Raw genomic sequence first — 26,832 nt, forward strand, 5'->3', positions numbered from 1 at the left:
GTATGTCTGGAGGGGAGCAGAGCTCCCCAACGACAGGATGCCAATAGAACCTTTATTCCTTCCAAACGTTCCAATAGAATGGGAATGCGGTGCCTTCCAGGCCTTTTACCTCTTTGGTCTTTACACTTAATACGAAGAAATCGCCGACCTTGAGCAACGGAACTTCTTCCCAGAAGTAGGCTTGCAGCGCGTCCAAATGCTTTTTACGCTCTTTTGGATCCATCTCTGAGTTCAATTTTTTCACCATTTCATCTTTCTTAGGGTCTACCCAGAATCCAGGCCAACTGCTTTCCCAAATCGGCCAAATTCCCGGGTCCGGAGTGAATGTTGTCGCACCCATAAAAATTTCATATTCCTCAGGCTTCATTCGTTTGGAAACGATCGTTGCATAGTCTACTACCTGCAATTCAATATTAAAGCCGATTTTCTTCAACTGTTCCGTTGCAACCAGCGAGTTTTTATACATAAAGTCATATTCTTTCGTCGTCAGCCACCGCAGCTTCTCGCCTTTATAGCCGGCTTCTTCCATCAGTTTTTTGGCCTTTTCCAGATTGGCTTGATTATAATTTTCCTTCCCAGCCTCAGACCACCACTCCTTCTGTTCCTTGAACATTATACTTGGGTCCAAACGATAAAATTCTTCGGAGGCAAAAGCGGCCTGCATCATCGGTTTCATATCCAAGGCCAGTGAAAATGCTTGGCGCAATCTCTTATCCGTGAACGGTCCTGACTTTTTGTTAAACACAATTTGCGTAAACCAATAGGGCTTGGTGATCAACGCATCTACTTGATTGTTTGCTTGAATCTGCTTGTACATGTCGGAGTTCACTTGCTCGGCAAAGTCGAATTGACCCGTCTGTACGCCATCCAAACGCACCGAAGTTTCCGGAGTCGGGATAAACAAAATTTCATCCAAATAAGCTTTGCGGCTGCCACCCATACCTTTGGCCGGTCCTTCAAGCGGTTTATAGTCTTCAAAACGGGCTAGCTTGATATATTGATCCGGCTTGTGCTCAACAAAACGGTAAGGTCCTGTGCCGATATATTGTTTAATCTCACCGTCTCCGGCAGCTTCAACAATTTCCTTAGGAAAAATCGCGGACTGCTGATTCGGGAACGCGAGCAGAATCGGTACGATAGGCGATGGACTCTTTAAAACAATATCAATCGTAAGATCGTCAACCTTTTTTAACTCTTGCAAATTCTGAAACAGAATTTTTCCGTAGTTTGCTTTCTTCCCCCAACGATTTAGAGAAGCGACGACATCATCCGCGGACAGTTGTTTGCCGTTGTGAAATTTAATCCCTTCACGTAAATGGATGGTGTACGTATTCTTAGTTTCATCAAAAACATAATCCTTGGCCAGCATTGGAGTAGCATTGTAATTTTCATCAATAGTAAATAGTCCTTCATAAATATGCCAACCGATCTCTTGCGCGGAATAAGCTGTCGTTTGAGTCGGATCAAGCGTTGGCGGTTCCCCGGTAGTTGCGACCTTTAACGTGCCGCCCATCTTAGGCTCACCTGCTGCATTCGTTCCAGGGCCGGACGACGGTTTGTCTTGACAAGCGGACAACAAGACTGAAAGCATAAGAATTAGAGACAAAAAAATCTTGAATCTTTTTTTACTTTCCACTTTGATCGCCCCTTATTTTATATTGAGTACAGACTGAGTCTGATGACTCTGAATTTAAAGTACAAGAAGAGAGCAGCAGTTATAGCCATATCCATAAATGTCCTAAAATAACGAGTTTTCGATTTAATTGTACAGATGACAAGAAACCAATTGATCGCCTATCTGCTTGGCCGCAGGTTTTTCGATTTTGCAAATATCCATGCAGCTAGGACACCGCGGATGAAACGAACAACCGCTGGGCGGATTGGCCGGATTAGGAACGTCTCCGCTTAAAATAATTCGCTCCCGGTCCCTCTGATCAACCGACGGAATGGAAGACAATAACGCCTGCGTATAGGGATGAAGCGGATTTTCGTATAACGTTTCTTTTGGACCGATTTCCACAATTTCTCCAAGATACATCACCCCGACACGGTGACAGATATACTTCACGACACTTAAATCATGGGAGATGAATAAATACGACAACCCGTATTTTTCCTGCAAATCGATCATCAGATTCAATACCTGAGCTTGTACGGATACGTCTAATGCGGAAACCGGTTCATCGGCAACTATTAATTTGGGATTTAAAGCAAGTGCCCTTGCAATTCCGATGCGCTGCCTCTGTCCGCCTGAGAATTCATGCGGAAACCTCGTTCGATAAGCAGGGCGAAGCCCTACCTCTTCCATCAACGAAATAACACGTTTGTTACGTTCTTCCGTCGTATATAAACCTTGTAATTTATACGGTTCCGTCAATATTTTCTCAATCGTCATCCGAGGGTTTAGCGAAGCGTACGGATCTTGGAAGATCATCTGCATTTCTCTACGCATCGTCCGCAGCTCTTTTTCCTTCGCCATCGTTACATCCTTTTCGCCAAACGTGATAGACCCGCTTGACGGTTCGATCAATCGGATCGCCAACCTGCCCGTTGTCGACTTTCCGCATCCGCTTTCGCCTACCAATCCGAATGTCTCGCCTTTGTTAATCGTGAAAGAGACATCGCGAACGGCCTGTACCTTCTTCTTCTTAATGCCAGCCCCTACTGTAAACACCTTTTTTAGATTTTTTACCTCAAGCAGCGCTGAAGTCATCCTTATCCCTCATTTCCAGTGGCATTCCAGCATTTTGCGGCATGATCATCAGTAACATGCACCATTAAAGGTTCATTTGCGCATTTTTCCGTTGCCGAACCGCATCTAGGCATAAAACGACACCCTGACGGCATTTTACCAAACTGTGGAACGGTCCCTGGTATTGTATCCAATCGTCTGCGCGTTTCCTTCAGCCTAGGTATGGACTTAAGTAGCCCGATTGTATAGGGATGCTGCGGATTGTTCAGAATTTCTTTCACCTTTCCGCTTTCCACGATTTGACCGGCATACATGACAATCACCCGATCGCACATTTCGGCGACGACACCCAAATCATGTGTAATGAACAGCATGGATGTTTTCGATTCAAGATTAATTTTCTTTAACAATGCCAAAATTTGTGCTTGAATCGTTACATCCAACGCAGTTGTCGGCTCGTCTGCAATCAGCAGCTTCGGATTGCAGGATAATGCCATCGCAATCATTACCCGTTGACGCATACCCCCTGACAATTGATGCGGATATTCATTCATAATATTACGCGAACGATGAATACCGACGCTTTCCAGAATGGAAAGCACATGATCATTCGCTTCTTTATGGGTCATTTTCAAATGAAGTTTAACGGATTCAGTCAATTGATCACCGATGGTAAACACCGGATTAAGCGATGTCATGGGTTCTTGGAAAATCATAGCGATTTCTTTACCCCGTATGGCACGTATTTGTTGTTTATTCAGTCCTGTCAATTCAATATCGCGGAATTTGATCGATCCAGCTGTGACTCTCGTAGATTCATTTGGCAAAAGCCCCATAATAGACAAGGAAGTAATGCTTTTTCCACATCCCGACTCCCCGACTAAACCGACAATCTCACCCTCCTGAATCTCGAAAGAGACGTCGGCAAGGGCTTGAACTTGACTTTTGGGCGTTATAAACGAAAGCTCCAAATGGTTGATTTGCAGCAAAGGTCGTGTCATTTCCATTTCCGCCTCCCATTTCACCGATACTTGATTCGCGGATCAACCCACGTATATATGATGTCCACGATCATATTGATGAGTATAAACACTACAGAAATAAACATAACAATGCCTTGAATAAGCGGGTAATCCCGCCTGGACACGGCGCTGATCATCATTCTGCCGATGCCCGGTAAACTAAACACCGTCTCGATGGCGATTGCTCCACCCATTAATACCGCGACAGTAATTCCAATTACCGTTAAAATCGGGATGAATGCATTGCGCAAAATATGCTTAAATACGATCACCCCATTCGACAATCCTTTGGCCTCTGCAGTTCGAACGAAATCCTCATGAATGACGTCAAGCATGCTGGTTCTTGTAATCCTGGCGATAAACGCCGCCTGCACGAAGCCAAGGGACACAGCCGGTAAAGTCAATGAACGAATACATTCGAAGAATCCTTCTGATAAAGGAACATAGCCTGTAACCGGGAACCACTGTAAGTTGACGGCAAATACCAGAATCAGCATCAGGCCAAACCAAAACTCCGGCATGGACACGCCTATCATCGCTCCGGTCATCGCGATCTGGTCAATCGACTTATTACGGTAAATGGCCGAAATGATGCCGGAAAGCAAACCGATCACGATTGCAATGATTAAAGCGTAAATCGTCAGTACAATGGTCGTTTCTATATGATCCAAAATAACCGTCAACACAGGTTTTTTTAGAAAGATGGAGTCACCGAGATCGAGTGTAACCAGTTGTTTCAGAAAGGCAAATAGTTGGATCAGCAGCGGTTCATTTAAACCCATTTTCTCTCGCAACTGTTCAACCTGTTCGACAGTTGCATCCGCTCCCAGCATAATGGATGCAGGATCCCCGGGCGCCAAACGAAGCATAAAGAAAATAAGCAGCAAGGGAACGAACAATGTCGGCAGCAACGAAAGAAAGCGTTTGATAATATAGGACATCATGCGGCTCGGCACTCCTTTCAATCAGGGCTCAAACATAATAATTGACGAATTGACTCCGTATCATCCGGACTTTTGAGCTGATGAACAACAGGTGACATTTCCCGGTACACCTTGAAATCTTTATATCCGTGGCCAGTGACCATACATACTACTTTACTGTCCTGCGAAATGCGATGGTTTTGCTGCATTTTGATGAATCCTGCAAGGGAACAGGCTCCGGTCGGTTCGGCGAGCACGCCTTCCGATTGGGCCAATATTCTCATTGCATTCCGGATTTCATGATCCGTAACGGAAACCGCTCCCCCACCGGATTCTCTTATCAGCCTTAGCGTATAAGTGCCGTCCTTCTCATAACCGATCAGCGGATCAGAGATCCCGGATGCGATTGTTGCCGGTTGATCCCAAGCTGTCACCTCCATGTCGCCCGAATAAAACGCTTTCACGATTGGGGAGCAGCCAGCCGCTTGTACGGCGATGATCTTCGGAATCCCTTTGCGCGCATCACCCGATTCGCGCAAAGCTTCTTGGAAGCCTTGATAAACCCCTTTCACTAAAGGGCCGGAACCCACTGGAACAAACACGTAATCAGGAATTTCTCCTCCCGTCTGTTCATGGAGCTCATAACCAACCGTTTTTAGCCCATCCGTTCCGTACGGATTCAAATAAGTTGTCGTCACATTGACATAATTAAACTCCTTAGCCAACCGTTCAGCAAAACGATACGAATGACTGTAGTGTCCATCAATAAGCACAACCGTTGCGCCATACCCGGAAATTTGGGTTAATTTCTCAATGGGCGTATGACTCGGAGCGACGATAATCGCTTTTAGGCCAACTTTTGCGGCATATGCGGCTGCAGAAGCTCCGGCGTTCCCGCTTGAGGCGCAGATGATTCCGTTGCAACCTAATTCTTGTGCCCGACTGATCGCAACACTGACCAACCGATCCTTAAATGATCCCGTCGGATTGGTTGTTTCATCCTTTATATACACAATGCCTCTAAAGCCTGATAGCGACTGCTCCATGCGCAAGGCACGATGCATCGGAGTCATTCCTTCATACAGCGAAACGATATGATCCGGACTGCGGACCGGCAATTTCTTGCTATAGCGCCACATGCTTGTCTGTAAAGCACCATCTGTTTCCACGCCCTTGGGATGGATAACCTCGAGAATCCCTCCACAATCATCGCATTCGTATAACATTTCCGGCGGCAAGACTTTTCCGCATTCGACGCATCGTAAATTCACCTCTTCTCACCTCCAACACCGTTGTTATACCTTCCGCAGCTTTGGATCCAGCATATCCCTCAAACCGTCGCCGAACATATTCAAACCTAACACCGTTAACATAATGGCCGCTCCCGGGAATACCGCGATCCACCAAGCCTGCACGATATAAACTCGCGAATCGCTGAGAATATTTCCCCAACTGGGCGTTGTCGGAGGAACACCCACTCCAAGAAAGCTTAGAGCAGCCTCACCCAACACCGCATAGGAAAAAATAAATGTAGCTTGAATAATGATAGAAGACAGGCAGTTGGGTAAAATATGAGTGAATAATATATATATTTTACTTGCTCCAAGCGCCCGCTCCGCCTCGATAAACGGATATTCCCTAACGACGAGAACCGAACCGCGCACGACCCGCGCTACTCGCGGCATATAAACGATGCTTAATGCGATGATCACGGTCGTTAAACTTCCGCCCAGCACTCCCATCATGGCAATGGCGAGCACCAGGCCCGGAAACGACATCAATCCATCCATGATTCGCATCAATACATGATCGAGTGTTTTATAAAAGCCAGAAAACAATCCGATTAGCGATCCTGCCCCGACTGCCAGCAACATAACGGTCGCTCCAATAATCAATGATGTTTTACCGCCATGAATGACCCTGCTGTACACATCGCGACCGAAGTCGTCTGTGCCGAAAATATGCTGCATGCTGGGTGACATTAAACGTTCTTCCACTTTGACTCCATTAGGGTCATAACTCGTCAAAAGTGAAGAAAATACAGCCAAACAAATGACAAATACAACAAGCCCCAAACCGATCAAAACCGTTTTTCTTCGGAATAAATGATATATCATCCCAAATTTGTCTCTCTGATATTCAAACGAATCGTCGTCAGCTGTAAAATTGGGTTTATTAGGATGTTTCTCCAAGGCAGGTACATTTGCCATTACACTCACCACCTTTTAATCTATCCGTTCTTCCGTTACATCCAGTGATGCAAAATTAATCCGGTAAATCCTTCGTGGTCTGCCTTGACCCGAGCTGATTTCCTCTCCGATCGGTTCTGCGAATCCTTCCTTATGGAGATGAGTCAAGATCCGTCTTGCACTTCGTTGGGAAAGTCCCAGTTCGTTGGAAAGCTCTTCGGCAGTAAAATGATAGCGGCGTTCATTTTTAAACAAGTGGAATAGCTTCGCCATGGTCGGAACATTAATTCCGCTTTCTTTGGCCATCGTCTGTAGCTGTGTGCTTATCGTTCTCACAATAATTCTGCTGGTGTGCCCCCCTAATGGTCCAAGAAGTTCTTGATTGTCCAGAATGATGAATGCATGACCGTCTCCGGATTTTTCCGCCTTTAATAAAGCTTTTCTTGCACCTTCTTCAGCAATAGAAGATGTATTGCCCGTGCCAATTCCGATACTCAGCACAATGTTTAAATCTTTAAGTGCCGTTAGATCCGGGACCTCTTTGAAGCCGTTCGTCACTTGTTTCAAAACACCGTAAGTGGTATAGAACAAATACAATCCTTCATTTAATTCCGTCAGCCCCGCCTTAAGCTTCTCCGCATAGTTCAGCAAATGCTGATGAATCTCAATTTGATATCTGCGAGAATGAATGATCGATTCCTTTACCAGGGAAGGGGACTTGACTTTGATTAGCCCAATTGCAATTTGTGAGCCTTGATACTTCGAGCGTTCGTATGCGGCATTCAATTGATTTATAGCGTTGATGATTGATGTTTTCGTTGCAATCATGTTATAACACGGTATTTGCTTGCTCACCAAATGATCATATACGATCGAACGGCAGGTCAAAGCGAATGCCGTTGTTCCGTTGTTATAAAGTTCCATATGGAACGTCGTATAATCATCACTCACTTTCGGTTCAGTCAGAGGTTTAATTTTAAGCCGCTCAAACGGAAGCTGCAATTCTTCGCATACATTACGAAGAGTGCTTTCAGGAATCGTATCGATACTGACTCTTTCCAAATCAACTCCCATTTTCTGCAGTTCAAACAACGCTTTCATGAGCGATACTTCATCATGGGATACAAAATCTGCCGGAACCATGATGGCCGCAGCCTTATTGGCCAGATAATAAGGTACAGGTCCACCATAAAGAATCACATCTACCTGATGATTAAGTTCAAGTGTCAGTTCGACGGATTGGCTTTCGTGAACATACCATCTAAGGTAAAACTCCAAATCCAGCGATGCTACCTCGTTTACAGCCTTTAAAATCTTTCCTTTAAAATTTTCGTGCGAAATAATGCCCATCTTTAACATCTTCACTATCTCCCCTGTTATACAAATCGGTCGGTTAAGCGCACCTCCTCTCAAACCCAAAGTCCGCATTCGATGAACGACTCAACAACACTTATACTGCAACGGAACAAAAACACCGGGCCGTTCCGCAGTCTTATGGTTGTGACGGGCGACAAGCCGACCATTAACCATCACGTACTTAATCCCATCGGGGTACTGTCTCGGTTTCTCAAACGTCGCGCGATCCCTGATTTCCTGTTCGTTGAAAACCACCAGATCAGCAAAATAACCTTCCTGCACAATCCCTCGCCGTTTAAACCCAAACCTTTGCGCTGAGAAGGATGTCATTTTCCGGATGGCCTGTTGAAGCGGCATCACTTTCTCATCACGCACATACTTACTGAGCAATCTGGGAAAAGTACCAAAATGGCGGGGATGAATTTTTTCCGAAGACAGCGGCAGCCCATCCGAACCAATCATGGAATAATCCGAACGGAGAACCGCTTTTACATCTTCTTCTGACATTTGATGTAAAATCATTGTAACGCAGCCTTGCTCCTCCAGTAACAAATCCATTAAACATTCAACCGGCTCCTGTTTGCGATGTTCGGCAATTTCCAAAAAATTCATGCCTTCAATCGCTTTATTGGTATTGGCCTCTCCGTTTACGGCCGAGACGACCACTCGATCCCAACCGAGCATCTCCACAAAATTATCCCAGCCTTTAACGCTCCTACCCATGTCATTTTTGATTTTGGCCCGCTGTTTCGGGTTGGATAGCCGCATGAGAGCTTTCTCCACTCCACCTTCGGAAACCCAGGACGGAAGGACCGACATCAACGTGCTGCTGCCTGCGGTATACGTGTAAATATCGCAGGTTACATCAAGTCCTTGAGCCTTTTTAGATTCGATCCATTCAAGCGCATGATGAATTTTCCCCCAATTGTTGACTCCGATGAGCTTCAAATGACTGATATGAAGCGGAATTTCCGCCGCTTCGGCAATATCGAAAACTTCGTTCATGGACTCCAATAAGCTGTCTCCTTCTGCCCGCATGTGGCAGTTGAGAATACCTCCATATCGAGCAGCCACCTTTGACAAAGCAATGAGCTCCGCACGATCCGCATAACAACCAGGTGCATACAGCAAACCTAAAGATAATCCGATTGCGCCCGCTTGCATGGCCTCTTCCACTAAAGCTTTCATCTCTTCGATCTCTTGGCTTGTCGCAGGGCGGCTTTCAAAACCCATTACTGCAATGCGAACCGCCCCATGAGCAACCTGCGATACCAAGTTCATCGAAGTTGACCGCTCAGATAAAACGCTTACATATTCCTTGAAGCTTTTCCAGCCCCATTCGCGGGAATAAGTCCCTAATACTGGTGAGATATATTGCAACAATTGTTTACGTGTAAGCTTATTTACAGGCGCACAACCAAAACCGCAATTTGCTAATACTTCTGAGGTAACACCTTGAAAAAGCTTTGGTTCATGATCAGGATTGGATATGACTGCAAGATCATCATGCGTATGAACATCTATAAAACCTGGACAAACGATCTGATGCTCTGCATCGATAACATGAAGCGACTCCCCTTCAAGATTTTTGGACACGCTTACAATTTTACCGTCTTTAACGCCAATCTCCCCTCTGAACCAAGGATTTCCGGTGCCGTCGACAATTCTGGCATTAATGAATTTGTAGTCATACATCCTTCCGCCCCCCATTTTAGAGTTTGTGATGATTAGCGCTAATTATAGACATAACCATAAATGTCCATAAATATTAGTTCATTGTTTATTTATTTTTAAGTTCATTATAGTAGTTTTTTAAAAAAATCAATATCTAACTAGCAACGAACAGACTCCTGCGGTCATTTGACTAAAAGTAAGCGGGCTCTTTTCCCCAACCAAAAAACTTTCCAATTCCTTCTTTTGGTGCTGCCCTTGACATGGAACCTCTACGGGCATGAATCCCTCGCGATAGGGCGATGCGGGTAAACAGGCATCGCGAGGCTAGCGAGCTTATCATGCCCGTCTCTCCATGTAAAGGGCTTATCCATCTGCTAGACCTTTATGACCAGCGGTGGCACACTGTGCTCTTGCATAGCTTGTACAATCGATATCACCCATCTGATCATCATCTTAGAGCCCGCCATGTTCACCACTTCTGCTATCCTGCCCATCTTCGATAATAGGATGCCGGATTTCGACTCTAAATCCTGTATTCGGATTCGGATGCACCAATAATCCGAACTTATGCCCAAAATGCAGCTCTAGCCGTTTATGAACATTCACTAATCCGATTCCGCCAGTTCCGTCCCTCTCCGCAGGATTGCCCAAGTTCAACAAGGGCCCGCCATGATAGCCGGGCCCATTATCTTCAATGATGAAGACAATTTCATTCCCATCCCGTTTCGCGGTCAGCTTAATCTTCCCTTTTCCTTCCGGATGCTTGCTGATGCCATGCTTCACCGCATTCTCCATAATCGGCTGCAAAATTAATTTAATAATCTTTTTTTTGCGAACATCCGGTGCAATTTGGCTGAACACTTGGAAAGAACGATTGCTGCGAAGAAGCTCAATGTCAAGGTAATTTCGGGCATGCTCAATTTCCCGCTCAACGGTCGTCCATTCATCCCCATTGTTCAGACTGAACCGCAGCAAACTGGCTAATTTAGTGACCATCGCGGCAATCGTCGTCTCGTTGCTGTGTTCGGCTCTCCACTTAATCGCATCAAGCGTATTGTAAAAGAAATGGGGGTTGATTTGATGATTTAAGGTCTGCAGCTCCAATTGCCTTTTGTCTGATTCCATGGCTTTCGTCTTGTGAAGCAATTCCAGCATACCCGATACCATCTGATTGTAGCCGCGAACAAGCTGGCCGATTTCATCTCGTCTCTCTTGATAGAGAGCAAAAGGATTTAGCAGCCCTCTCTTCACTTCATTCATATGCAGAACCAAATTTTTAATGGGAATCGTAAAGGTGCGTACAAGTATAACAAGAAACAGCGTGACAACAATCATACTGATCATCACAATCCAGAAGGTGAAATCTTTAATTTGGTAAATGGTTCCCGTGAGCTCATCCCTTGGGACAGCCGCAATGAGCTTCCAGCCATCCCTGTTCAGCTCGACTTCTCCCTTCTTCCATTTTTCCGTCGGAAAATATTCTTCATAGTAATACTCCTTATTGTAGAAGCTTGTATCCGTATTAGAGATGATATGATTTCCGCTATCCACCAGCATGACTTTATAGTTCTTAAATGAAGATGGGAAGACTAATCCTCCACGGACTAAATACTCCGGAATCTCCAGCGTTAGAATGCCGATGGTATCATAGGCGGAGTTCCTGATCAAGGCGATATAGATAAATACCGGGCTGGACATATCCCGATCCCACTCATGAATCCAAACCCCCTTTTTTCCCGCTGCTTGAATGAGAGGATATAGCTGCGAATAAGACTCCGAATTCTTAGTCAATACATCCATGCGGTAAGCGCTGGTTAGCTTGATTTGAAGTCGCGTTTCCACCACGGAGAACGGAACCTGATCCGCTTCATTAGCTAAGGGGTAGGTCTCCAGATAGTCCTGAATTTCTTTGGATGCAGCTAAGCGTCGTGACTCCTCTTCCACACTAACCATTATTTTTCTAACCAGCTTGGCATTTAATGCGAGATTATCCTGAAGAAACTGGGAGGTGACGGATTCAATTTGCTGCTTAGACTTCTCAAAAGAAAGCATGCCTAGTACGGCGATCGGGATTAACATCGATACAGACATAATCAGAAGCATTTTAATGAACAGCGTGTTAAAATTCGTTCTCTTCCTCATTTGCCATACCTGAACTCTTTCGGAGTTTCACCTGTTTTCTTTTTGAACAGCGTGCCGAAATACTGCAAATCATTGTAGCCAACAGCCGTGGCAATCTCATAGATTTTCATACTTGTCTCTCTTAGCAGCGTCTTCGCGCGGTTAATCCGGAGATCGGCAAGATAATCCGTGAAGGTCTGGCCGGTTTCTTTCTTGAACACCTGACTGAGCCACACGGGATGAATCGATAACTCGTCCGCGACTTTACCTAATGTAATATCTTCCATATAAGCGGCAGCCATTTTCTCTAATGCACGTTCCACAATCGCATTCATCCTGGGAGCGAACAGCTGTCGGCCTAGATTGGTGAGGTAGTCACGCAAAACCTGCTGATACTCTTGAATCGTGCTGCACTCGTCGAGCATCTCCCACACTCTCATCGGAATTTCTTCCAATTCCTTGGCCGTTCTCTCACTCAGGCTGATATGAATTTGCGAAAGGTAATTTAAGACGCCGCGAGTAACATCCTCTTTGCTCTCCGTTCCTTCCAGCATGACGGTGCCTCGGATGAATTGTTTGACAGCCCGTGCAATCGCCTCCTCGTTCTGCTCGCACAACAAGGAGGCCATCTGGTCCGGCGTCACATAACCGCTTGATTTAGATGGATTGGACTCATAGAAGAACTCCGAATGGTCCGATAAGGAATGGATTCGGAATGCTTTCAGTGCATCTTGGTAAGCGGAATGGATATGTTCGAAAAGCTCCATCTTTGCGCTGATCCCTATTGCCAATTCAATTTTCTGATAACTTTTGACACTGTGGATAATCGAATGTATCAACTCTTGAACCTTGTCGTTCCCTGTTATTACAACCCAACGATGCTTGGAATCCTTGAAAAATACAGTAGCAGCGTAGTCCATCAATACTTCATTCAAAATGTTCCCGATAGCGAAGGTTTGCAGCGCATAATTACTCCCGATCGGCTTACCGTCCGGATAGCCTTTGGTGTCCATCACCATAATAGAATAGGGTTGGTCCGCCAGCCATGCCAGGTTCCATAGCTTTAACCTTTGGTAAATATGCTCTTCAAGCGGCGTATATTTTAAACAGAAATCGGCCAAATAATTATCACGCATCAACCGATTTCCCATTTGGGCAAAGGTATACTGCTGCTGCAGATGGTGATTCTGTTCTTTTTCTTGCTGAATCAGGAGTAGAAACTTGCGGATTTTCTCCGCGAACTCCTCCGTATGGAACGGCTTTAACAAATAATCGGCGGCTCCAACACGAATGCTTCTTTGTGCATATTCAAAATCGTTGTATCCGCTTACAACAATGATTTTAGGTTGATAATGTTTCCCAACGAAATGCTCGACAAGGTCCAAGCCTGTCATGCCCGGCAGCATAATATCTGTAACGATCAAGTCCGGCCGGTGCTCCGCAATGATTCCCATTGCCTCTTCGGCATGGTTTGAAGTAAACAGGGACAAATTCATCCCCATCGATTCGACCGCTCTTCTCATCCCCATTAATGAGTTCGGTTCATCTTCAACGACAATGACTTTCATTGGTAATCACCCCTTGCAATTGAAGTCTCTGGTATACGAGAAGTACAGGTGAGTGTGCTGCTATCGTCTATTATAACACGTGTTAACCCATGATGAGGTAAGCTAGGATTTCATAATCAGGCACTGGAGAAGCCAATAAGAATGAACCCCTAGAATCGGATTCCCGTTCCAGGGGTGCTGCTCTTTCCTTGCATCCTATTTCCCTTGCTATCCGTCCAGCCTTCCTCATAACCCCGGGAGAGTGAACGCACGGCCGTACAGCATGTTTTAGCAGTCCCGGATCCCGCCTTCATTAGGGATTAGGACGCAGGTTTTTTACCGAACGCAACCGCCAGAATAATAATCGCGCCGCTGACAATCATCTGCTGGCTGACGCTCAGTCCCATAATAATGAGCCCGTTATTAATGGTCCCAATCAGCAGAGAACCAATGATCGTACCTATGATTGTACCCGCACCGCCGAAGAGGCTGGTTCCTCCCAATATAACCGCAGCAATCGCACTTAGCTCATCGCCCTGCCCGAAGCTGTAACGCGCACTTTGCATCATGCCGGCATAGAGCATTCCTGCGATCGCTGCAGCACCACCGGAAAGCAGGAACGCATAAAACTTGATTCGCTTCGTATTGACACCCGAATATTCAGCAGCAAGCCGGTTCCCCCCCGTAGCCAGCACCTCACGTCCGAACGGGGTGTGCTTGAGTATGTAATGCCCCGCCCCTAAGAACACGAGAGACCATAACAGTAAGACGGGTATGGAGCCCAAATTGCCGGAACCGAAGAAGAAGTTAAAGTTGGCATTCTTGATCACAACCGGATTGGTATTGGTCAGCCACATATCCACACCACGCAGCAGCTGCATCATTCCCAGGGTCACAAGAAAGGAAGGAATGCCTACTTTCGTAACAAGTATGCCGTTAGTGGCGCCAATCAGCAGGCCAGCCAGCAGACCCGCGATAACTCCTCCTGCCATGCCATATCCGGCATTCATGGCCATGGCCGAAATCAGAGCGGAGAATGCCGTTATCGAACCGATGGATAAATCCAGCTCCCCCGCGGAGATGACGAAGGTCATGGCAATGGCCATAATGGAAATCATCGTCGTAGCCCGGACGATATTAAACAAATTGGAAGGCAGGAAAAAACCGTCCGCAGCAATCGTAAAAGCGAAAAAGATCAAAACAATTGCGAATGCGATATAAACAAAGTAATCCCTCCAATGGAAAGGAAAGCTTAACCGAGAAATCGAAATGAGCTCCTTGCTTTTAATATCCTTGGATTGCATGATGAAGAACCTCCTCGGTCTCAATATCCCGTCGATATATGTCTTTCATGATTTCGCCGTTATATAGAACAAGAATTCTGTCGCTTAACGCCAGAAGCTCCTGCAGTTCGGAAGAAATAACAAGAACGGATATTCCTCTGTCGGCAAGCTCACGGACGATCTCAACAATTTCTGATTTTGCTCCTATGTCTACGCCGATCGTAGGTTCATCCAGGATCAGCAAGGTAGGATTTTTAGCCAGCCATTTAGCCAGTACGATTTTTTGTTGATTTCCGCCAGACAGCAGCTTTACAATCTTATCAGGGCCGTCTGTTTTAATATTCAGCTTCTGAATGTAATGGTTCGTCATATTCGTGCCTGCATAATCATTCACGAACAGATGCTTTGATAACTGATAGATATTCGTCAGCATGACATTGCTTCGAACCGAATGATCGAGAATCAATCCTTGTTTGCGCCTATTCTCCGGGACTAGAGCAACCCCTTGACCTATTGCATCGCGAACGTTCTTGATTTCCTTTCCTCGGATGAGGATTTCTCCTGCTTCCGGTTGGCGAATGCCGAAGATGGCTTCCGCAATTTCTGTTCTTCCGCTGCCCATTAAACCTGCCAGGCCTACAATTTCCCCAGGGTAAAGATCAAAGCTAACATTCCTTACTCTGCTCCCATAAGCCAGATTACGCACCTGCACAACGGGTTCGGGAGTAAGCTCGTATTGCCTCTCCTGCCACTCGAAAGAGGCTGTCTCTTTGCCCAGCATGGACACAATAACCTGCTCCATCGAGATCCGGCTGCATTCCTCCGTTAAGACGTTCTGTCCGTCCTTCATTACCGTGATGCGATCACAGATTTCAAAAATCTCCGCCATTCGATGTGAAATGTAGACGATCGATATCCCTGCATGTTTAAGGCGTTTGACCAATTGAAACAGGGATCGGGTTTCACTTTCCGATAAGGAGGCCGTAGGCTCATCCATCACGAGAATTCGCGCATTTTTGGATAAGGCTTTGGCAATCTCGACCATTTGCCAGTAACCAACGCTAAGCGAATCAACCGTTGCGTTAGGATCAATCTGGACATCCAAATCGTTCAGAATTTCCCTGGATCTTCTAACCATCTCCTTGCCGTCGATGGAGAAGGGCAAGCCTCTCCTGGGTTCGTGCTTCAAGAAGATATTTTCTGCAACCGTGAGTGTAGGGATTAGGCTGAATTCCTGGAAGATCATCGCGATACCGCTTCGTTCGGCATCCTTGGGCTTGTTGAACTCCACCTTGCTGCCTTCTAATAAAATGGTTCCGGAGTCTTTGGTGTACACACCGGTAAGAATTTTCATCAACGTTGATTTCCCTGCACCGTTGCCTCCCATAAGGGCATGAACTTCACCTTTGCGCAGCTCAAAGTGTGCATTCTTCAGTACAGGCACACGACTGAACGACTTATTGATGTTCTCCATTTCAAGAATGTGTGGGATCGTCATGGTCTCACCGCCTACGTGTATAAATGGATGGCACGGCAGAGACGTCCCCCCCTGCCATGCCTTCGTTACGCTCTTATTTCATCAATGCTTCAAGAATATCGGCCGGGGCATCCTTGTGATAGATCACCTTGTAGGACTCTTTAAGGTTTTTCCGGTTGACGGCCAATGAACTAACCGCAACATAAGCCGGCGTCGGCTGGCCGATCATCGCCAGTGCCGCCAATTTAGCTTCTGCGACACCTTGGTCGAACGGACGCTGCGAGCCGATGCCGGCGATAAAGCCGTTCTGCGCCATGTCAAGCGCCACTTCATTACCAAGATTATCATTTGAAATCTTAAAGTTCGCAGGCGTCTTACCTGCAACGCGAGCTGCTGCTACGGCCCCCATTGCCGGTACATCCCAGCTGGCATACATCCCTTTCAAGTTCGGATATTTCGTCAGCAGGGCAGCCGCTACTTCCTGTGAACGGTTCGGATCCTGGAAGCCCTGTACCTCAACCAGCTTAATGTCAGGATACTTGGCTGCCAGACGAGCTACGAACCCTTGATAGCGCTGATTGGTCACATAGAAGTTCGGAGCGTAATAGAGCGCTGAAACTTCACCCTTGCCTCCTACGGCTTTGGCTAATTCATCCGCAATGTTCATGCCAAGACCGAAGCTGTCTGCGGACACCACAGAAACGTAGTCCTTGCCCGGCAGCATGCCTTCCGCCGGCTGGTCCATAAAGACGATCTTCGTGCCTGCATTGGCCAGAGCTTTGTATGCGCTTGCCGTTGTCTGAGCGTTGAGCGGAATACTTACAACAATGTTCGGCTTCTTACCGGCAATAGCTTGAAGATCGGAAATTTGCGTCGTATCCTTGAAATTTGCATTGGTTTCAGCGACGACTTCAATACCCAGCTTGCGGAACTCCGACTTCAATCCGGCGAGCTGCTGCTCGGACCAATCATCCCCGAGGAATCCCATAGCGATTGCTGCCGTAAATTTGCCTTCCTTGATCTTGGCAGCTTGCTCTTCCGTAATGATAATTTCGCTGGCAGGAGTTGCTTTCTCACCATTAGGACCGCTGCTTACAATCACATCGGAAGGATTGTCCAATTTGACGGCTTCCAATTGATCAGCCGTTGGTTCCTTATACCATGGCGGCTGCTTTAGTCCTGCATGAGTACTGCCATCCGCTTCAGATTTCACGGATGACCCGGCAGCATTCTTGTCAGCTTCCGCTGTACCCTCAGCTTTACCGGAAGATGTACCGCTGTTATTGCCGCAAGCCGTCATGAACATGAATAGAACGACAATGGCTACAAGAACCGGCTTATTCCATTTCACATTCCGTTCCCCCTTTGATCGTCGATAGAATCAGACCCTTACTTACAACATCACGCCACTGCATTCATGTGGCGTGATGATCAAGATATTATTTACTGATGAAGTTAAGCAGGATTTCGCTCAATTCGTTCGGACATTCCTCTGCCAATTGGTGGCCCCAAGGCAGGCTTGCTTCCTCCACGTTCTCTGCAACCAGTTTCATCTCGCGTGTATTCTCTTCACCAATGAAGTAAGTACTTCCGAGTGCGAGAACCGGCATTTTCAACTTGTTGTCGAGTGCTGTTTTGAAGAAGGCCGCATCTTGGAATGTCGCGCGGTATACTTCGAACATCGCCCGCAGTCCGCCCGGTGCAGCGTAGCAGCGCACATACTCTGCAATGGCCTCTTCGGAAACGGCAGTAGGATCATAGCACTCATGACGGATGAAATGAGAGAAGTACAGCATTTCTCGACCCGAGATCAGAAGTTCCGGGAAATCACGAACATTGTAGAAGTTGATGTGCCAAATCCAGTGGTTCGTGCGCACATTCTCTTCCGTCAGGTGCGACCAATCTTCCAACCCGAATCCAGGGAGAAGCATTTCAGTGTATACGAACTTCTTAACCCGATCTTGATATTGCATGGCGAGCGCCATGCCCACCGCTGCTCCCCAGTCTTCACCGACAAGGAAGAACTTCTCATGTCCGAGAGCCGTCATCAGTTGAGCAATATCTTCCGCCATGTTAGGCATATCGTAACCAGTCAATGTCCGAGCCGAATCGCCGAAACCGCGAAGGTCTGGTACGATTACCTTATATTTATGAGACAGCTTTGGCAATACATTACGCCAGTAGTAAGAGGTTTTCGGTACACCGTGCAGAAGGACAACCGGCTCACCTTCTCCAGCAGTATAGTAATGGAGACGAACTCCGTTAACGGTTTCGCGGCCATGTGTGACAGGGTTTCCATTGTGATCCAAAATCTTTTGAGCCATTTTTTCTCCTCTTTTCTTCTGAGATATTGAAAGACATATTGAGAAATGTCCGCTTGGGGCTTTCCCTCGTTGTCCTCTTTACACTTCAATTTTACCTGTGCCGGCCTGTTCCATGAACATGGGGCAATTAACGTTTCTCATGGTTTTTTTAGTGTATTTTGTAATTTTCGCTCGAATCGGAAAAGAAAATCCCTTTATTTTCCTGCTACTCCTGTTATTCGATACTGTCCAGACGCAAAAAGAGGTGCCGCGGCACCTCCTATATGTAATGTTAGGGCTTTTTTTCATTCGGTATTGTTCTGTATGGTTAGCTATTTCAATGTCTTGAAGGCCCAGATATGCAGCTTGTTTGCCCCTCCTACGATATGTTCATGATGTTTGTTCCAGAATGGGGAATCGGGATTCAAGCGCTCTGTTTTTATCATTTGATAGCGTCCAATGTCCGCGATGAGGAATTCCTCCACGATCAGATTAGGCTGGTCCGTCCCCTCATAGATTTTGTATTCCCGTCCACCATGCTCGTCTGTATTTCGTTTCAAATCGGGCAGAAGTTGCATAAAAGTATCTCTTTTCTCTGAAACGATTTTGTATTCGATAAAAACCTTGACCTCCACTTCAAGTTCCTCCTCTTCATTACACATTCATTTCCTATCCCTTTATTACGGCTGTTTTCGTTTTACCGGGTCCTGCCAACGTTTGGTTAGCGTATTATCGATGCCGAATTGGTCCAATGTCCGCGCCACAATATGGTTTACCATGTCATCTAATGTCGTCGGTTTGTTGTAAAATGCGGGCATCGGCGGCAGGATAACCGCGCCCATCCGCGAAAGTGCCAGCATATTTTCCAGATGTATGTCGCTTAGCGGAGTTTCGCGAACGAGTAACACGAGTTTTTTGCGTTCTTTTAATATGACGTCAGCTGCTCTGCCGAGAAGTCCCTCGGCGAAACCGACACGGATAGACGCCAATGTTTTCATGCTGCAGGGGGCAATGATCATACCGTCAACGCGAAACGAGCCGCTAGATATGGATGCAGCCTGGTTCATCGGATCGTGTACGACAGCCGCCATACTTTTGACTTGCTGCACCGTATAGCCCGTTTCCAGCTTGATAGTCGTTTCCGCCCATTTGGACATCACCAGATGCGTTTCCACTCCCAATTGCTGAAGAACTTCTAACAGGCGAATCCCGAATATTGCTCCGGTCGCTCCCGAAATACCTACAATCACCCTCATCTTCTGTCCCCTCGTTTCAATGTCTTTATAAGACCAGTAGTTACATATAACACATCCAAGCAAGCATTTTCATAGGTATATAATAGGGGGGATGTAACATTATCCGGGTTATTGATAAAGGTCTGACCAAATTATGAAAACCAGAGTTTGAAAAGTCCTTCATTGATTCCTAAATTATACATGTAATAAAAACCAAACAATGCACTTAGGGCTCCGGTTGCCAAAATCAATTTTGTATTCAAGTTCCGCTTTTTTACACTTAAAACAAAAGGCAGCCCGATGATCGTCGTAAAAATAAGCATGCTGGACACAGTACCCAAACCAAAAACCAGAATATATACGATTCCTTTCCACACAGAAGATACCGTAGACATAACCAACAGCACCATGGCCGCACTTCCTGCCAGCCCGTGGATCATTCCGATCATCGTGGACTTTATATAAGAGAAGCTAGAATGGGAATGCTCATGTTTTTCATGAAAATGATGATGGGGAATTCCATCGTGCTGGTGCTCGTGATTATGAATCTTTTTGCGCTGAAACGATATTACCGTGGAAAATCCCAAATAAACAAGCATAATCCCGACTAAAAACTCTAAGGACAGACTTAATCTTAAAGAGAGTTCCAGCTTCAGTAGGATTAGCAGCAGTCCGATCACAAACAAAGTAGAGGTGTGACCAATTCCCCAGAATACACCCGTCAAGCTGGATCGCCATAAACTTTTACTCCGGCTGGCGATCGTAGATAAGGCGATGATGTGATCCGGTTCAAGCGCGTGCTTCATTCCTAGAATAAAACCCAAAAGCATGACCATATACAGGCTATCTTCCATCGTGTTCTCCTTAGAATAAATGTGATTGAATTGGTCGCGTGAACCTCAATAATAGCTTGGAACTCACAAGTAATTATCTTGCTGATTCGTTAGTTGGGTATTTCCCGAACCGAGAGATGGATTTTGTACGACAAGCCTCACCCAAATCACATTCAACATGATCGCGCCGGTTATTCCACCGATCAAAATGCTTTTGTCCGGCTTTCAGCTTTAACCCTTTTCTCGTGGATCTTCTTCTACTCTAAAAGCGGTTCAAATGCGAATACCGATTCGTTTTCCGATCCATTTTGCAAGTAACGCCACGCCAATGGTCAGAATAACGACGAATACACCTGAAATGGCCGCCGCTTCATAGCTGCCGTCCGCCATATAATCCAGCTGAAGCATAGCGATCGGGCGATTTTCTCCTGTAACGATCATTGCAATATTGGCCACGTTTCTAGATGCCGTAATAAAGGTCAAGGTGCCGACGGAAAGAAGTACGGGCGCGAGAATAGGCATAATGACACGCCTAAAGGTATACAACCAGGATCCTCCCGACACCGAAGAAGCCTCTTCCAGCTCTTTGCCTAACTGTACCATGTTCGTTTTTATCAGTTGAACCCCGGTCGTCATCGAATTAATTAACACGGCGATTATTAAAATGAAAATCGTTCCATACAGCGGACGGAAAAATGGAGTTCCCAAGAACATCCACAGCATCCCGAGTCCCAAAATGATTCCCGGTATAGCGGCAGGAAGCCAGGTAAGCAAATCGATCATTCCCCGTCCCAAATACTTGCTGCGCACTGAAATATACGCCAACAAGGTAAATAGCACCATGCCTATCAAGGCTGCACTGCCCGCCATTTTGACTGTATTCCAAAGCGATTTAATCAAGATGGGATCTTGGAGAACACGCTTCCAATGATCCATTGTCCAAACGTTCTCAATGTCGAAAAAACCGAACATATTCATAAAAGTCCCTAGGATCATAAATGTAATCGGCACTACTGTGACGAGCATACAGAATCCAAAAACGAGGATAAACGCCGGCCACTTCATTGCGCCCAAGCGAACGATATTCCGTTTAAAGTGACTCGTCACAGTTACGAAATTCCGTTTGGAATTGATCCACTGCTGAAGAAAAATCAAAGGCAGCATGCTTAATAAAATGATCAAACTCAATACGGTCGCCACGCCAAACTGAGGGTTTACTTCTGCAATCAGCTGGTAGATTTTCGTACTGAAAACAAAAAAATCGATTGGCGGCCCCAGAACTTTCTCGATTTCAAATGATTCCAGAGAGTGAATAAGCGATATGATCAGGGTAATGAGAATGGCGGGAGTCATTACAGGCACCACAATCCGAAACAATGTTCCCAGTGTACCCCTGCCTGAAATCCTCGAAGCTTCTTCTAAAGAAGAATCGAGATTACGGAACGCCGGAGCCAGGAAAATGTATTTTGCAGCCACACCGCGGATGACAATGTGCGCCCAAATGATTCCCCAAAAGGAATAAATATCGAATGGTCCTTTTTGCAGACCGAACCAATCTGAAAAAATCTGATTTATCAAGCCGAAGTCCGGGTCCAGAAGAAGAATCCAACCCATCAATACAGGCAAGGTTGGCAGAAAAAACGCCAGCCACATAAAAAAATCCAAATATTCTTTGCCCGGAATATCCGTACGGGTCAAAAGCCAGGCGAATAAAATGCCGACAGGAAATACAATCACTGTAGTTACGATTACCATGTTAAACGTATTGAATATGGATTCGACAAGACCTGGCTGAGTCCAGGCAATGGTCCAGTTGCCGAATCCGATCTGCTCCGTTCCATCGGGAAGCGTAACGATAAAGCTGTTGATTATGAGCAGCCCGAGAGGATAAATAATAACGACTAATAAGACCGCCAGTATCAAAGTGTAAAAGATCGTTCCGGCTTCAACTTTGAATCTTCGACGGGTCAACCGATTTTGTTCTACTATGACTTTGGCCATACGGACAATCCCTCCAGAGGAAAGTATAAGCGCACGTTGCTGCCTTCCTCTAAATTTTGGTTGCGGGGTACGTATCCCAGAATTGCCTCATCGCCTATCTTGACATGGCATTCATATCGGTCTCCGATAAACAGCAGAGCGTCAATTTCCCCTTCCAAGAAATTATGATCCGCTTCGCTGCCCGAAGCATTGACCACAATATCCTCGGGACGGATAGAAACGACAACCTTCTGTCCCTTGCTAGGCTGGGGAACGTAATTATTTTGAGCGCATAAAACTGTGCCCTTCCCTTTACCCACAATTACTTTTACCAATCCTCGTTCCACGCTTTCGATCTCTGCCTCCAAGGTGATATTTTTTCCGATAAAGTCGCGGGCAAATACCGTTTGCGGTTTCTCGTACAGTTGCTTGGGAGTGCCTAATTGTTCGATTTTCCCTTGGTTCATAATGGCAATCCTGTCCGAAAAGCTGAGAGCTTCCATTTGATCATGAGTGACCAGAATTACCGTAACCCCGATTCTTCGCTGCAGCAGCTTCAGCTCAATACGCATCTGCTCGCGCAATTTGACATCAAGGTTACTAAACGGCTCATCAAGTAAAAGAATATCCGGTTCGTATACGAGTGCTCTGGCAACGGCTACACGCTGCTGTTGACCTCCGCTTAGCGCAGGTCCGGCGCGATGTTCCTTTCCGTTCAGACCTACCAATTCCAACGTCTCCATGACCCGCCGCTTGATTTCAGCGTTTTTCACATTTCGGGCACGAAGAGGATACGCTACCGTTTCGAATACGTTAAGGTGAGGCCAAATGGCGTAAGATTGAAATACCATCCCCATCTTCCGCTTATGAGGGGACATATTTATTTTATCCGATGGTGAGACAAGCAGCGTATCGCGAAAATAAATTTTCCCGGAGTCCGGTTGCTCAAGTCCGGCAATTTGCCGCAAAGTGGTCGTCTTGCCGCAGCCGCTAGGTCCAAGCAGTGTGAAAATTTCCCCCTCTTGGATATTCAAACTTAAGGCATCAACCACTTTGTTATTCCCAAAATATTTGGTTATTTGCTCTAATCGGAGAATATCTTTTTTTGGGGATTCCGCCTTTATGTATTCATCATTCGGGTAAGGTGGCTTTAATAAGGCCTCAGACATGTTCTTTCCTCCTTTATCACCGGACATTTCAACCAGATTTCCCGCGAAATCAGCCTATGAACCAATCCATAAAATTTACAAGGTTGGAAATGAAAGAACAGACTTATACTTCTCCATCACTTCCCGCTGCAAATCCTTTCCCGCTCGGCTGGACTTGGGGAATTTGTCCTTCCAGGTAAACGGACGGACCGCATAAAAAATGGCACGGCTGCTTGTATGATTGCGAGACTCCCGTTTCTCGGGAGACATAACGGGATCGATCGGTGTGCTTAAACAGCCGTCAACGATTTCTATGTCGGTTGCTGGATCTACACGGGTTTTCAACGCCCAGAGCACTTCTTTCATATTCGAGGGATCGATATCTTCGTCAACGATCACTATATATCTGCCGTGCCTGGCCGCTTCAGCGCAGCCAAGGGCAGCCAGACCTGCCTGCTTGGCATGACCGGCGTAGCGCTGGCGGATCGCGATCACGATGAAATAGCGATCATGGTTATAAACCCCGGCAATATCCTGAATTCCCGCGCCCTCCAACTGATCCCATAATACCCCTGAACCAATCGGCAATCCATATTTAGGAGCTCCGGGCCATAATGGCGCCTCACTCAAAATAATCGGATTATTGCGGTGATAAATGGCTTTTATCCGAATGACCGGCTGCAATTCCCCCGTACCCACTGTTCCCCCGGAATAATAACCGGGCCATTCGCCAAAAGGCCCCTCGGGATGGGATTCGATTCCGGGAGGAGGCACTTCCCCTTCGATAGCAATTTCTGCATAAGCTGGAATCGGCAGTCCAGTAATCGGTCCTTTAATCACCTCGAGAGGTCTGCCGCGAAGGCCGCCTACGAATTCCAGTTCGGATTTTCCCCAAGGCCGCCTGCTGTGTGATGCCATAAATGTTAACGGATCGCCTCCGAACGTAGCGACGATCGGACAGCTTTTCCCCCGATCCCAGTATTTCTGGCAAATCTGGCGTCCTTGCTGACCGGGACTCATCCATAAGCCAAGCAGATTGCGGTCATGAACCTGAATACGGTAAGTCCCCATATTCACGTAACCCGATTCCGGATCGCGATTAATCACGGAATCACCCGTGCCGATATACCGGCCGCCATCCGATTGATGAAAAAGAGGCACCGGAAAACGCAATATATTCACATCTTCTCCGGTCATCACATTTTCCATGATCGGACCATGCAACACTTCCACGGGCGGAAGCGCTTTCACTTCTTTTATTTTTCTTGCAGCCAATCGGACAAGTTCCAGCTTGCTTTTCTCCAAAGGAAGGCCCAATGAAAGAGCAACTCTTTTGGGGGACGAAAGCAGCAGGCTGACCACCCGCATTCCTGCCGGGTAATCCTTGATTCTGTCAAACATAAGCATGGGAGGATCCGGGATAAGTTCTGCCGTCGCTTCGGTAAGAGCACCTATCTCTTCATTCCAGTCGGCATCCAGAATCTCTCTCCAATTGTCTATCGCTTTGCAAGCGTCAATATATTCTCGCAAATCGTTATACGAAACTTCAGACATATTGTTCCCCTCCTTCTCTAAACATTCGGAAAAGGTAAAATGGATTTATATTTCCTCACAATTTCTTCGCGCAATTCACGCTCAGTACGGCTGGACTTAGGAAATTTATCACGCCAGGCAAAGGGGCGAACAGCATAGAATACCGCTCGGCTGTTTGTATAATCGCCTGAATGGCGCTTTTCCGGAGGCATGCGCGGATCTAAAGGCGTACTCCAGGCACCATCGAGGGTATCAATATCCGTGGCCGGATCTACGCGGGTTTTCATCGCCCACAACACTTCTTTCATATTGGTAGGATCAATGTCCTCATCCACGATAACAACATAACGTCCATTGCGCGCAGAGGCCGCACATCCCAAGACAGCCATTGCCGTTTGTTTCGCATGTCCAGCATAGCGCTGCTTGATTGAAACGACAACCATATAGTCCGTATGGAAGAACACACCGGAGATATCCTGGATACCTGCGCTCTCAAGCTGATCCCATAATAAACCCGCATGGAGCGGAAGAGCGCGTTTAGATGCACCCGGCCATAATGGCGCTTCGCTTAAAATAATGGGGTTGTTGCGATAATAAACAGCCTTTACACGAATGACGGGCTGAAGCTCACCGGTACCCAATGTTCCTCCGGAATAATAGCCCGGCCATTCCCCGAACGGCCCTTCTTCGCGGGATTCCTCTGTTGGAGGCGGCACTTCACCTTCAATGGCAATCTCGGCATGGGCGGGTATAGGCAGCCCGGTAATCGGCCCCTTAATGACTTCCAACGGCTTGCCGCGAAGGCCGCCGATAAAATCAAATTCGGAGCTGCCGAATGGCCGTTTGGTGTGCGATGCCATAAAGGATAGAGGATCGATACCGAAAGTGGCGACAACCGGACAGCTTTTCCCCTGATCCCAGTATTGTTGACAGATCTGACGGGCCTGCTGACCCGGGCTCATCCATAAACCAAGCAAGTTCCGTTCGTGTAACTGCATCCGATAGGTCCCCATATTCACATAGCCCGTAACGAGATCCCGGTTAATTAATGAATCGCCGGTACCGATGTAACGTCCTCCGTCAGAAGAATGGTAAATCGGAGCCGGAAAACGAAGAAGGTCAACTTCATCGCCTGTAAGCACATTTTCCATCACGGGTCCGTACTCAACCTCTACCGGCGGAATAGACTTTGCCTCTTTGATTTTTTTCGCCCCTAAACGAACATTCTCCAATTTCGTCTTGTTCAATGAAAGTCCAAGCGCCAACGCTGCCCGTTTATGGGAAGCAATCGGCAAGGATAATGTCCTGAATCCGGCCGGATAACCTTTGATTTGATCAAACAAAAGCATCGGAGGATCATTAAGCAATTCAGCCGTGGCTTCTGTCAAGGCACCGACTTCCAAGTTCCAGTCTGCTCCATTGATCTCTTTCAACTCACCGTGTTCTCTACAAAGTTCAATAAATTCGCGAAGATCGTTATATTCTACATTCGACATCTAACATTACTCCCCTCATA

Annotated in this window: 21 protein-coding genes; all 21 read right to left on the bottom strand. The window is 46.5% G+C overall.

Annotated features, from left to right (window positions below):
- Positions 1–52 precede the first annotated feature (52 nt).
- A complete protein-coding gene (locus JMF85_RS27300) occupies positions 53–1,636 on the bottom strand; it encodes an ABC transporter substrate-binding protein (RefSeq protein WP_201319332.1) in 1,584 nt (527 codons plus the stop codon).
- A gap of 123 nt (positions 1,637–1,759) precedes the next feature.
- On the bottom strand, positions 1,760–2,713 hold the full coding sequence (locus JMF85_RS27305) for an ABC transporter ATP-binding protein (protein WP_141335914.1): 954 nt from the start codon (positions 2,711–2,713) through the stop codon (positions 1,760–1,762).
- Between the two features lie 2 nt (positions 2,714–2,715).
- On the bottom strand, positions 2,716–3,693 hold the full coding sequence (locus tag JMF85_RS27310) for an ABC transporter ATP-binding protein (protein WP_054797829.1): 978 nt from the start codon (positions 3,691–3,693) through the stop codon (positions 2,716–2,718).
- A gap of 20 nt (positions 3,694–3,713) precedes the next feature.
- Positions 3,714–4,658: an ABC transporter permease gene (locus tag JMF85_RS27315; RefSeq protein WP_201319333.1), complete on the bottom strand. Its 945-nt coding sequence runs from the start codon at positions 4,656–4,658 to the stop codon at positions 3,714–3,716.
- A 17-nt stretch (positions 4,659–4,675) separates the two neighbouring features.
- A complete protein-coding gene (thrC, locus tag JMF85_RS27320) occupies positions 4,676–5,908 on the bottom strand; it encodes a threonine synthase (RefSeq protein WP_201319334.1) in 1,233 nt (410 codons plus the stop codon).
- 24 nt (positions 5,909–5,932) lie between these two features.
- On the bottom strand, positions 5,933–6,847 hold the full coding sequence (locus JMF85_RS27325) for an ABC transporter permease (protein ID WP_201319335.1): 915 nt from the start codon (positions 6,845–6,847) through the stop codon (positions 5,933–5,935).
- A 15-nt stretch (positions 6,848–6,862) separates the two neighbouring features.
- A complete protein-coding gene (locus JMF85_RS27330; RefSeq protein ID WP_141335917.1) occupies positions 6,863–8,185 on the bottom strand; it encodes a helix-turn-helix domain-containing protein in 1,323 nt (440 codons plus the stop codon).
- Between the two features lie 81 nt (positions 8,186–8,266).
- The gene (locus JMF85_RS27335) at positions 8,267–9,877 is read right to left on the bottom strand and encodes an N-acyl-D-amino-acid deacylase family protein (protein WP_201319336.1); all 1,611 of its coding nucleotides are present in this window, start codon (positions 9,875–9,877) and stop codon (positions 8,267–8,269) included.
- A gap of 432 nt (positions 9,878–10,309) precedes the next feature.
- Positions 10,310–11,998 carry a sensor histidine kinase gene (locus JMF85_RS27340; protein ID WP_201319337.1) on the bottom strand — a complete coding sequence of 563 codons (1,689 nt, stop codon included), beginning with the start codon at positions 11,996–11,998 and terminating at the stop codon, positions 10,310–10,312.
- Positions 11,995–13,545 carry a response regulator gene (locus JMF85_RS27345; RefSeq protein WP_127609304.1) on the bottom strand — a complete coding sequence of 517 codons (1,551 nt, stop codon included), beginning with the start codon at positions 13,543–13,545 and terminating at the stop codon, positions 11,995–11,997. Before JMF85_RS27345 ends, JMF85_RS27340 begins: the two co-directional genes overlap by 4 nt.
- Positions 13,546–13,844: 299 nt before the next feature.
- Complete coding sequence (locus tag JMF85_RS27350; RefSeq protein WP_127609302.1) at positions 13,845–14,828, bottom strand: ABC transporter permease; 984 nt, start codon at positions 14,826–14,828, stop codon at positions 13,845–13,847.
- Positions 14,809–16,305, bottom strand: coding sequence for a sugar ABC transporter ATP-binding protein (locus JMF85_RS27355; protein ID WP_201319338.1), 1,497 nt, complete (start codon positions 16,303–16,305; stop codon positions 14,809–14,811). The genes JMF85_RS27350 and JMF85_RS27355 overlap by 20 nt, the downstream gene beginning before the upstream one ends.
- A 73-nt stretch (positions 16,306–16,378) precedes the next feature.
- Positions 16,379–17,635: a substrate-binding domain-containing protein gene (locus JMF85_RS27360; protein WP_141335920.1), complete on the bottom strand. Its 1,257-nt coding sequence runs from the start codon at positions 17,633–17,635 to the stop codon at positions 16,379–16,381.
- 88 nt (positions 17,636–17,723) lie between these two features.
- Positions 17,724–18,608 carry an alpha/beta fold hydrolase gene (locus JMF85_RS27365; RefSeq protein WP_054797830.1) on the bottom strand — a complete coding sequence of 295 codons (885 nt, stop codon included), beginning with the start codon at positions 18,606–18,608 and terminating at the stop codon, positions 17,724–17,726.
- A 311-nt stretch (positions 18,609–18,919) separates the two neighbouring features.
- Positions 18,920–19,222: an MFS transporter gene (locus tag JMF85_RS27370; RefSeq protein ID WP_054800118.1), complete on the bottom strand. Its 303-nt coding sequence runs from the start codon at positions 19,220–19,222 to the stop codon at positions 18,920–18,922.
- 45 nt (positions 19,223–19,267) lie between these two features.
- The gene (locus tag JMF85_RS27375; RefSeq protein ID WP_201319339.1) at positions 19,268–19,843 is read right to left on the bottom strand and encodes a non-oxidative hydroxyarylic acid decarboxylases subunit B; all 576 of its coding nucleotides are present in this window, start codon (positions 19,841–19,843) and stop codon (positions 19,268–19,270) included.
- A 131-nt stretch (positions 19,844–19,974) separates the two neighbouring features.
- Positions 19,975–20,676: an urease accessory protein UreH domain-containing protein gene (locus JMF85_RS27380; protein WP_201319340.1), complete on the bottom strand. Its 702-nt coding sequence runs from the start codon at positions 20,674–20,676 to the stop codon at positions 19,975–19,977.
- Positions 20,677–20,928: 252 nt separating this feature from the next.
- Positions 20,929–22,656 carry an ABC transporter permease gene (locus tag JMF85_RS27385; protein WP_201319341.1) on the bottom strand — a complete coding sequence of 576 codons (1,728 nt, stop codon included), beginning with the start codon at positions 22,654–22,656 and terminating at the stop codon, positions 20,929–20,931.
- The gene (locus JMF85_RS27390) at positions 22,641–23,804 is read right to left on the bottom strand and encodes an ABC transporter ATP-binding protein (RefSeq protein ID WP_201319342.1); all 1,164 of its coding nucleotides are present in this window, start codon (positions 23,802–23,804) and stop codon (positions 22,641–22,643) included. The genes JMF85_RS27385 and JMF85_RS27390 overlap by 16 nt, the downstream gene beginning before the upstream one ends.
- Before the next feature lie 75 nt (positions 23,805–23,879).
- Positions 23,880–25,337, bottom strand: coding sequence for a UbiD family decarboxylase (locus JMF85_RS27395; RefSeq protein WP_201319343.1), 1,458 nt, complete (start codon positions 25,335–25,337; stop codon positions 23,880–23,882).
- Between the two features lie 17 nt (positions 25,338–25,354).
- Positions 25,355–26,812, bottom strand: coding sequence for a UbiD family decarboxylase (locus tag JMF85_RS27400; RefSeq protein ID WP_201319344.1), 1,458 nt, complete (start codon positions 26,810–26,812; stop codon positions 25,355–25,357).
- Positions 26,813–26,832: the final 20 nt, after the last annotated feature.

The organism is Paenibacillus sp. EPM92 (assembly GCF_016586185.1).
Lineage (GTDB): Bacteria > Bacillota > Bacilli > Paenibacillales > NBRC-103111 > Paenibacillus_G > Paenibacillus_G validus.

Bases quoted from the DNA above. Each gene is read 5' to 3' on its own strand.
- JMF85_RS27375 (WP_201319339.1), bottom strand. From the start codon at position 19,843: ATGAGGGTGATTGTAGGTATTTCGGGAGCGACCGGAGCAATATTCGGG.
- JMF85_RS27385 (WP_201319341.1), bottom strand. From the start codon at position 22,656: ATGGCCAAAGTCATAGTAGAACAAAATCGGTTGACCCGTCGAAGATTC.
- JMF85_RS27330 (WP_141335917.1), bottom strand. From the start codon at position 8,185: ATGTTAAAGATGGGCATTATTTCGCACGAAAATTTTAAAGGAAAGATT.
- JMF85_RS27400 (WP_201319344.1), bottom strand. From the start codon at position 26,812: ATGTCGAATGTAGAATATAACGATCTTCGCGAATTTATTGAACTTTGT.
- JMF85_RS27380 (WP_201319340.1), bottom strand. From the start codon at position 20,676: ATGGAAGATAGCCTGTATATGGTCATGCTTTTGGGTTTTATTCTAGGA.
- JMF85_RS27390 (WP_201319342.1), bottom strand. From the start codon at position 23,804: ATGTCTGAGGCCTTATTAAAGCCACCTTACCCGAATGATGAATACATA.
- JMF85_RS27340 (WP_201319337.1), bottom strand. From the start codon at position 11,998: ATGAGGAAGAGAACGAATTTTAACACGCTGTTCATTAAAATGCTTCTG.
- JMF85_RS27335 (WP_201319336.1), bottom strand. From the start codon at position 9,877: ATGTATGACTACAAATTCATTAATGCCAGAATTGTCGACGGCACCGGA.
- JMF85_RS27325 (WP_201319335.1), bottom strand. From the start codon at position 6,847: ATGGCAAATGTACCTGCCTTGGAGAAACATCCTAATAAACCCAATTTT.
- JMF85_RS27365 (WP_054797830.1), bottom strand. From the start codon at position 18,608: ATGGCTCAAAAGATTTTGGATCACAATGGAAACCCTGTCACACATGGC.
- JMF85_RS27315 (WP_201319333.1), bottom strand. From the start codon at position 4,658: ATGATGTCCTATATTATCAAACGCTTTCTTTCGTTGCTGCCGACATTG.
- JMF85_RS27310 (WP_054797829.1), bottom strand. From the start codon at position 3,693: ATGACACGACCTTTGCTGCAAATCAACCATTTGGAGCTTTCGTTTATA.
- JMF85_RS27345 (WP_127609304.1), bottom strand. From the start codon at position 13,545: ATGAAAGTCATTGTCGTTGAAGATGAACCGAACTCATTAATGGGGATG.
- JMF85_RS27395 (WP_201319343.1), bottom strand. From the start codon at position 25,337: ATGTCTGAAGTTTCGTATAACGATTTGCGAGAATATATTGACGCTTGC.
- JMF85_RS27350 (WP_127609302.1), bottom strand. From the start codon at position 14,828: ATGCAATCCAAGGATATTAAAAGCAAGGAGCTCATTTCGATTTCTCGG.
- JMF85_RS27305 (WP_141335914.1), bottom strand. From the start codon at position 2,713: ATGACTTCAGCGCTGCTTGAGGTAAAAAATCTAAAAAAGGTGTTTACA.
- JMF85_RS27355 (WP_201319338.1), bottom strand. From the start codon at position 16,305: ATGACGATCCCACACATTCTTGAAATGGAGAACATCAATAAGTCGTTC.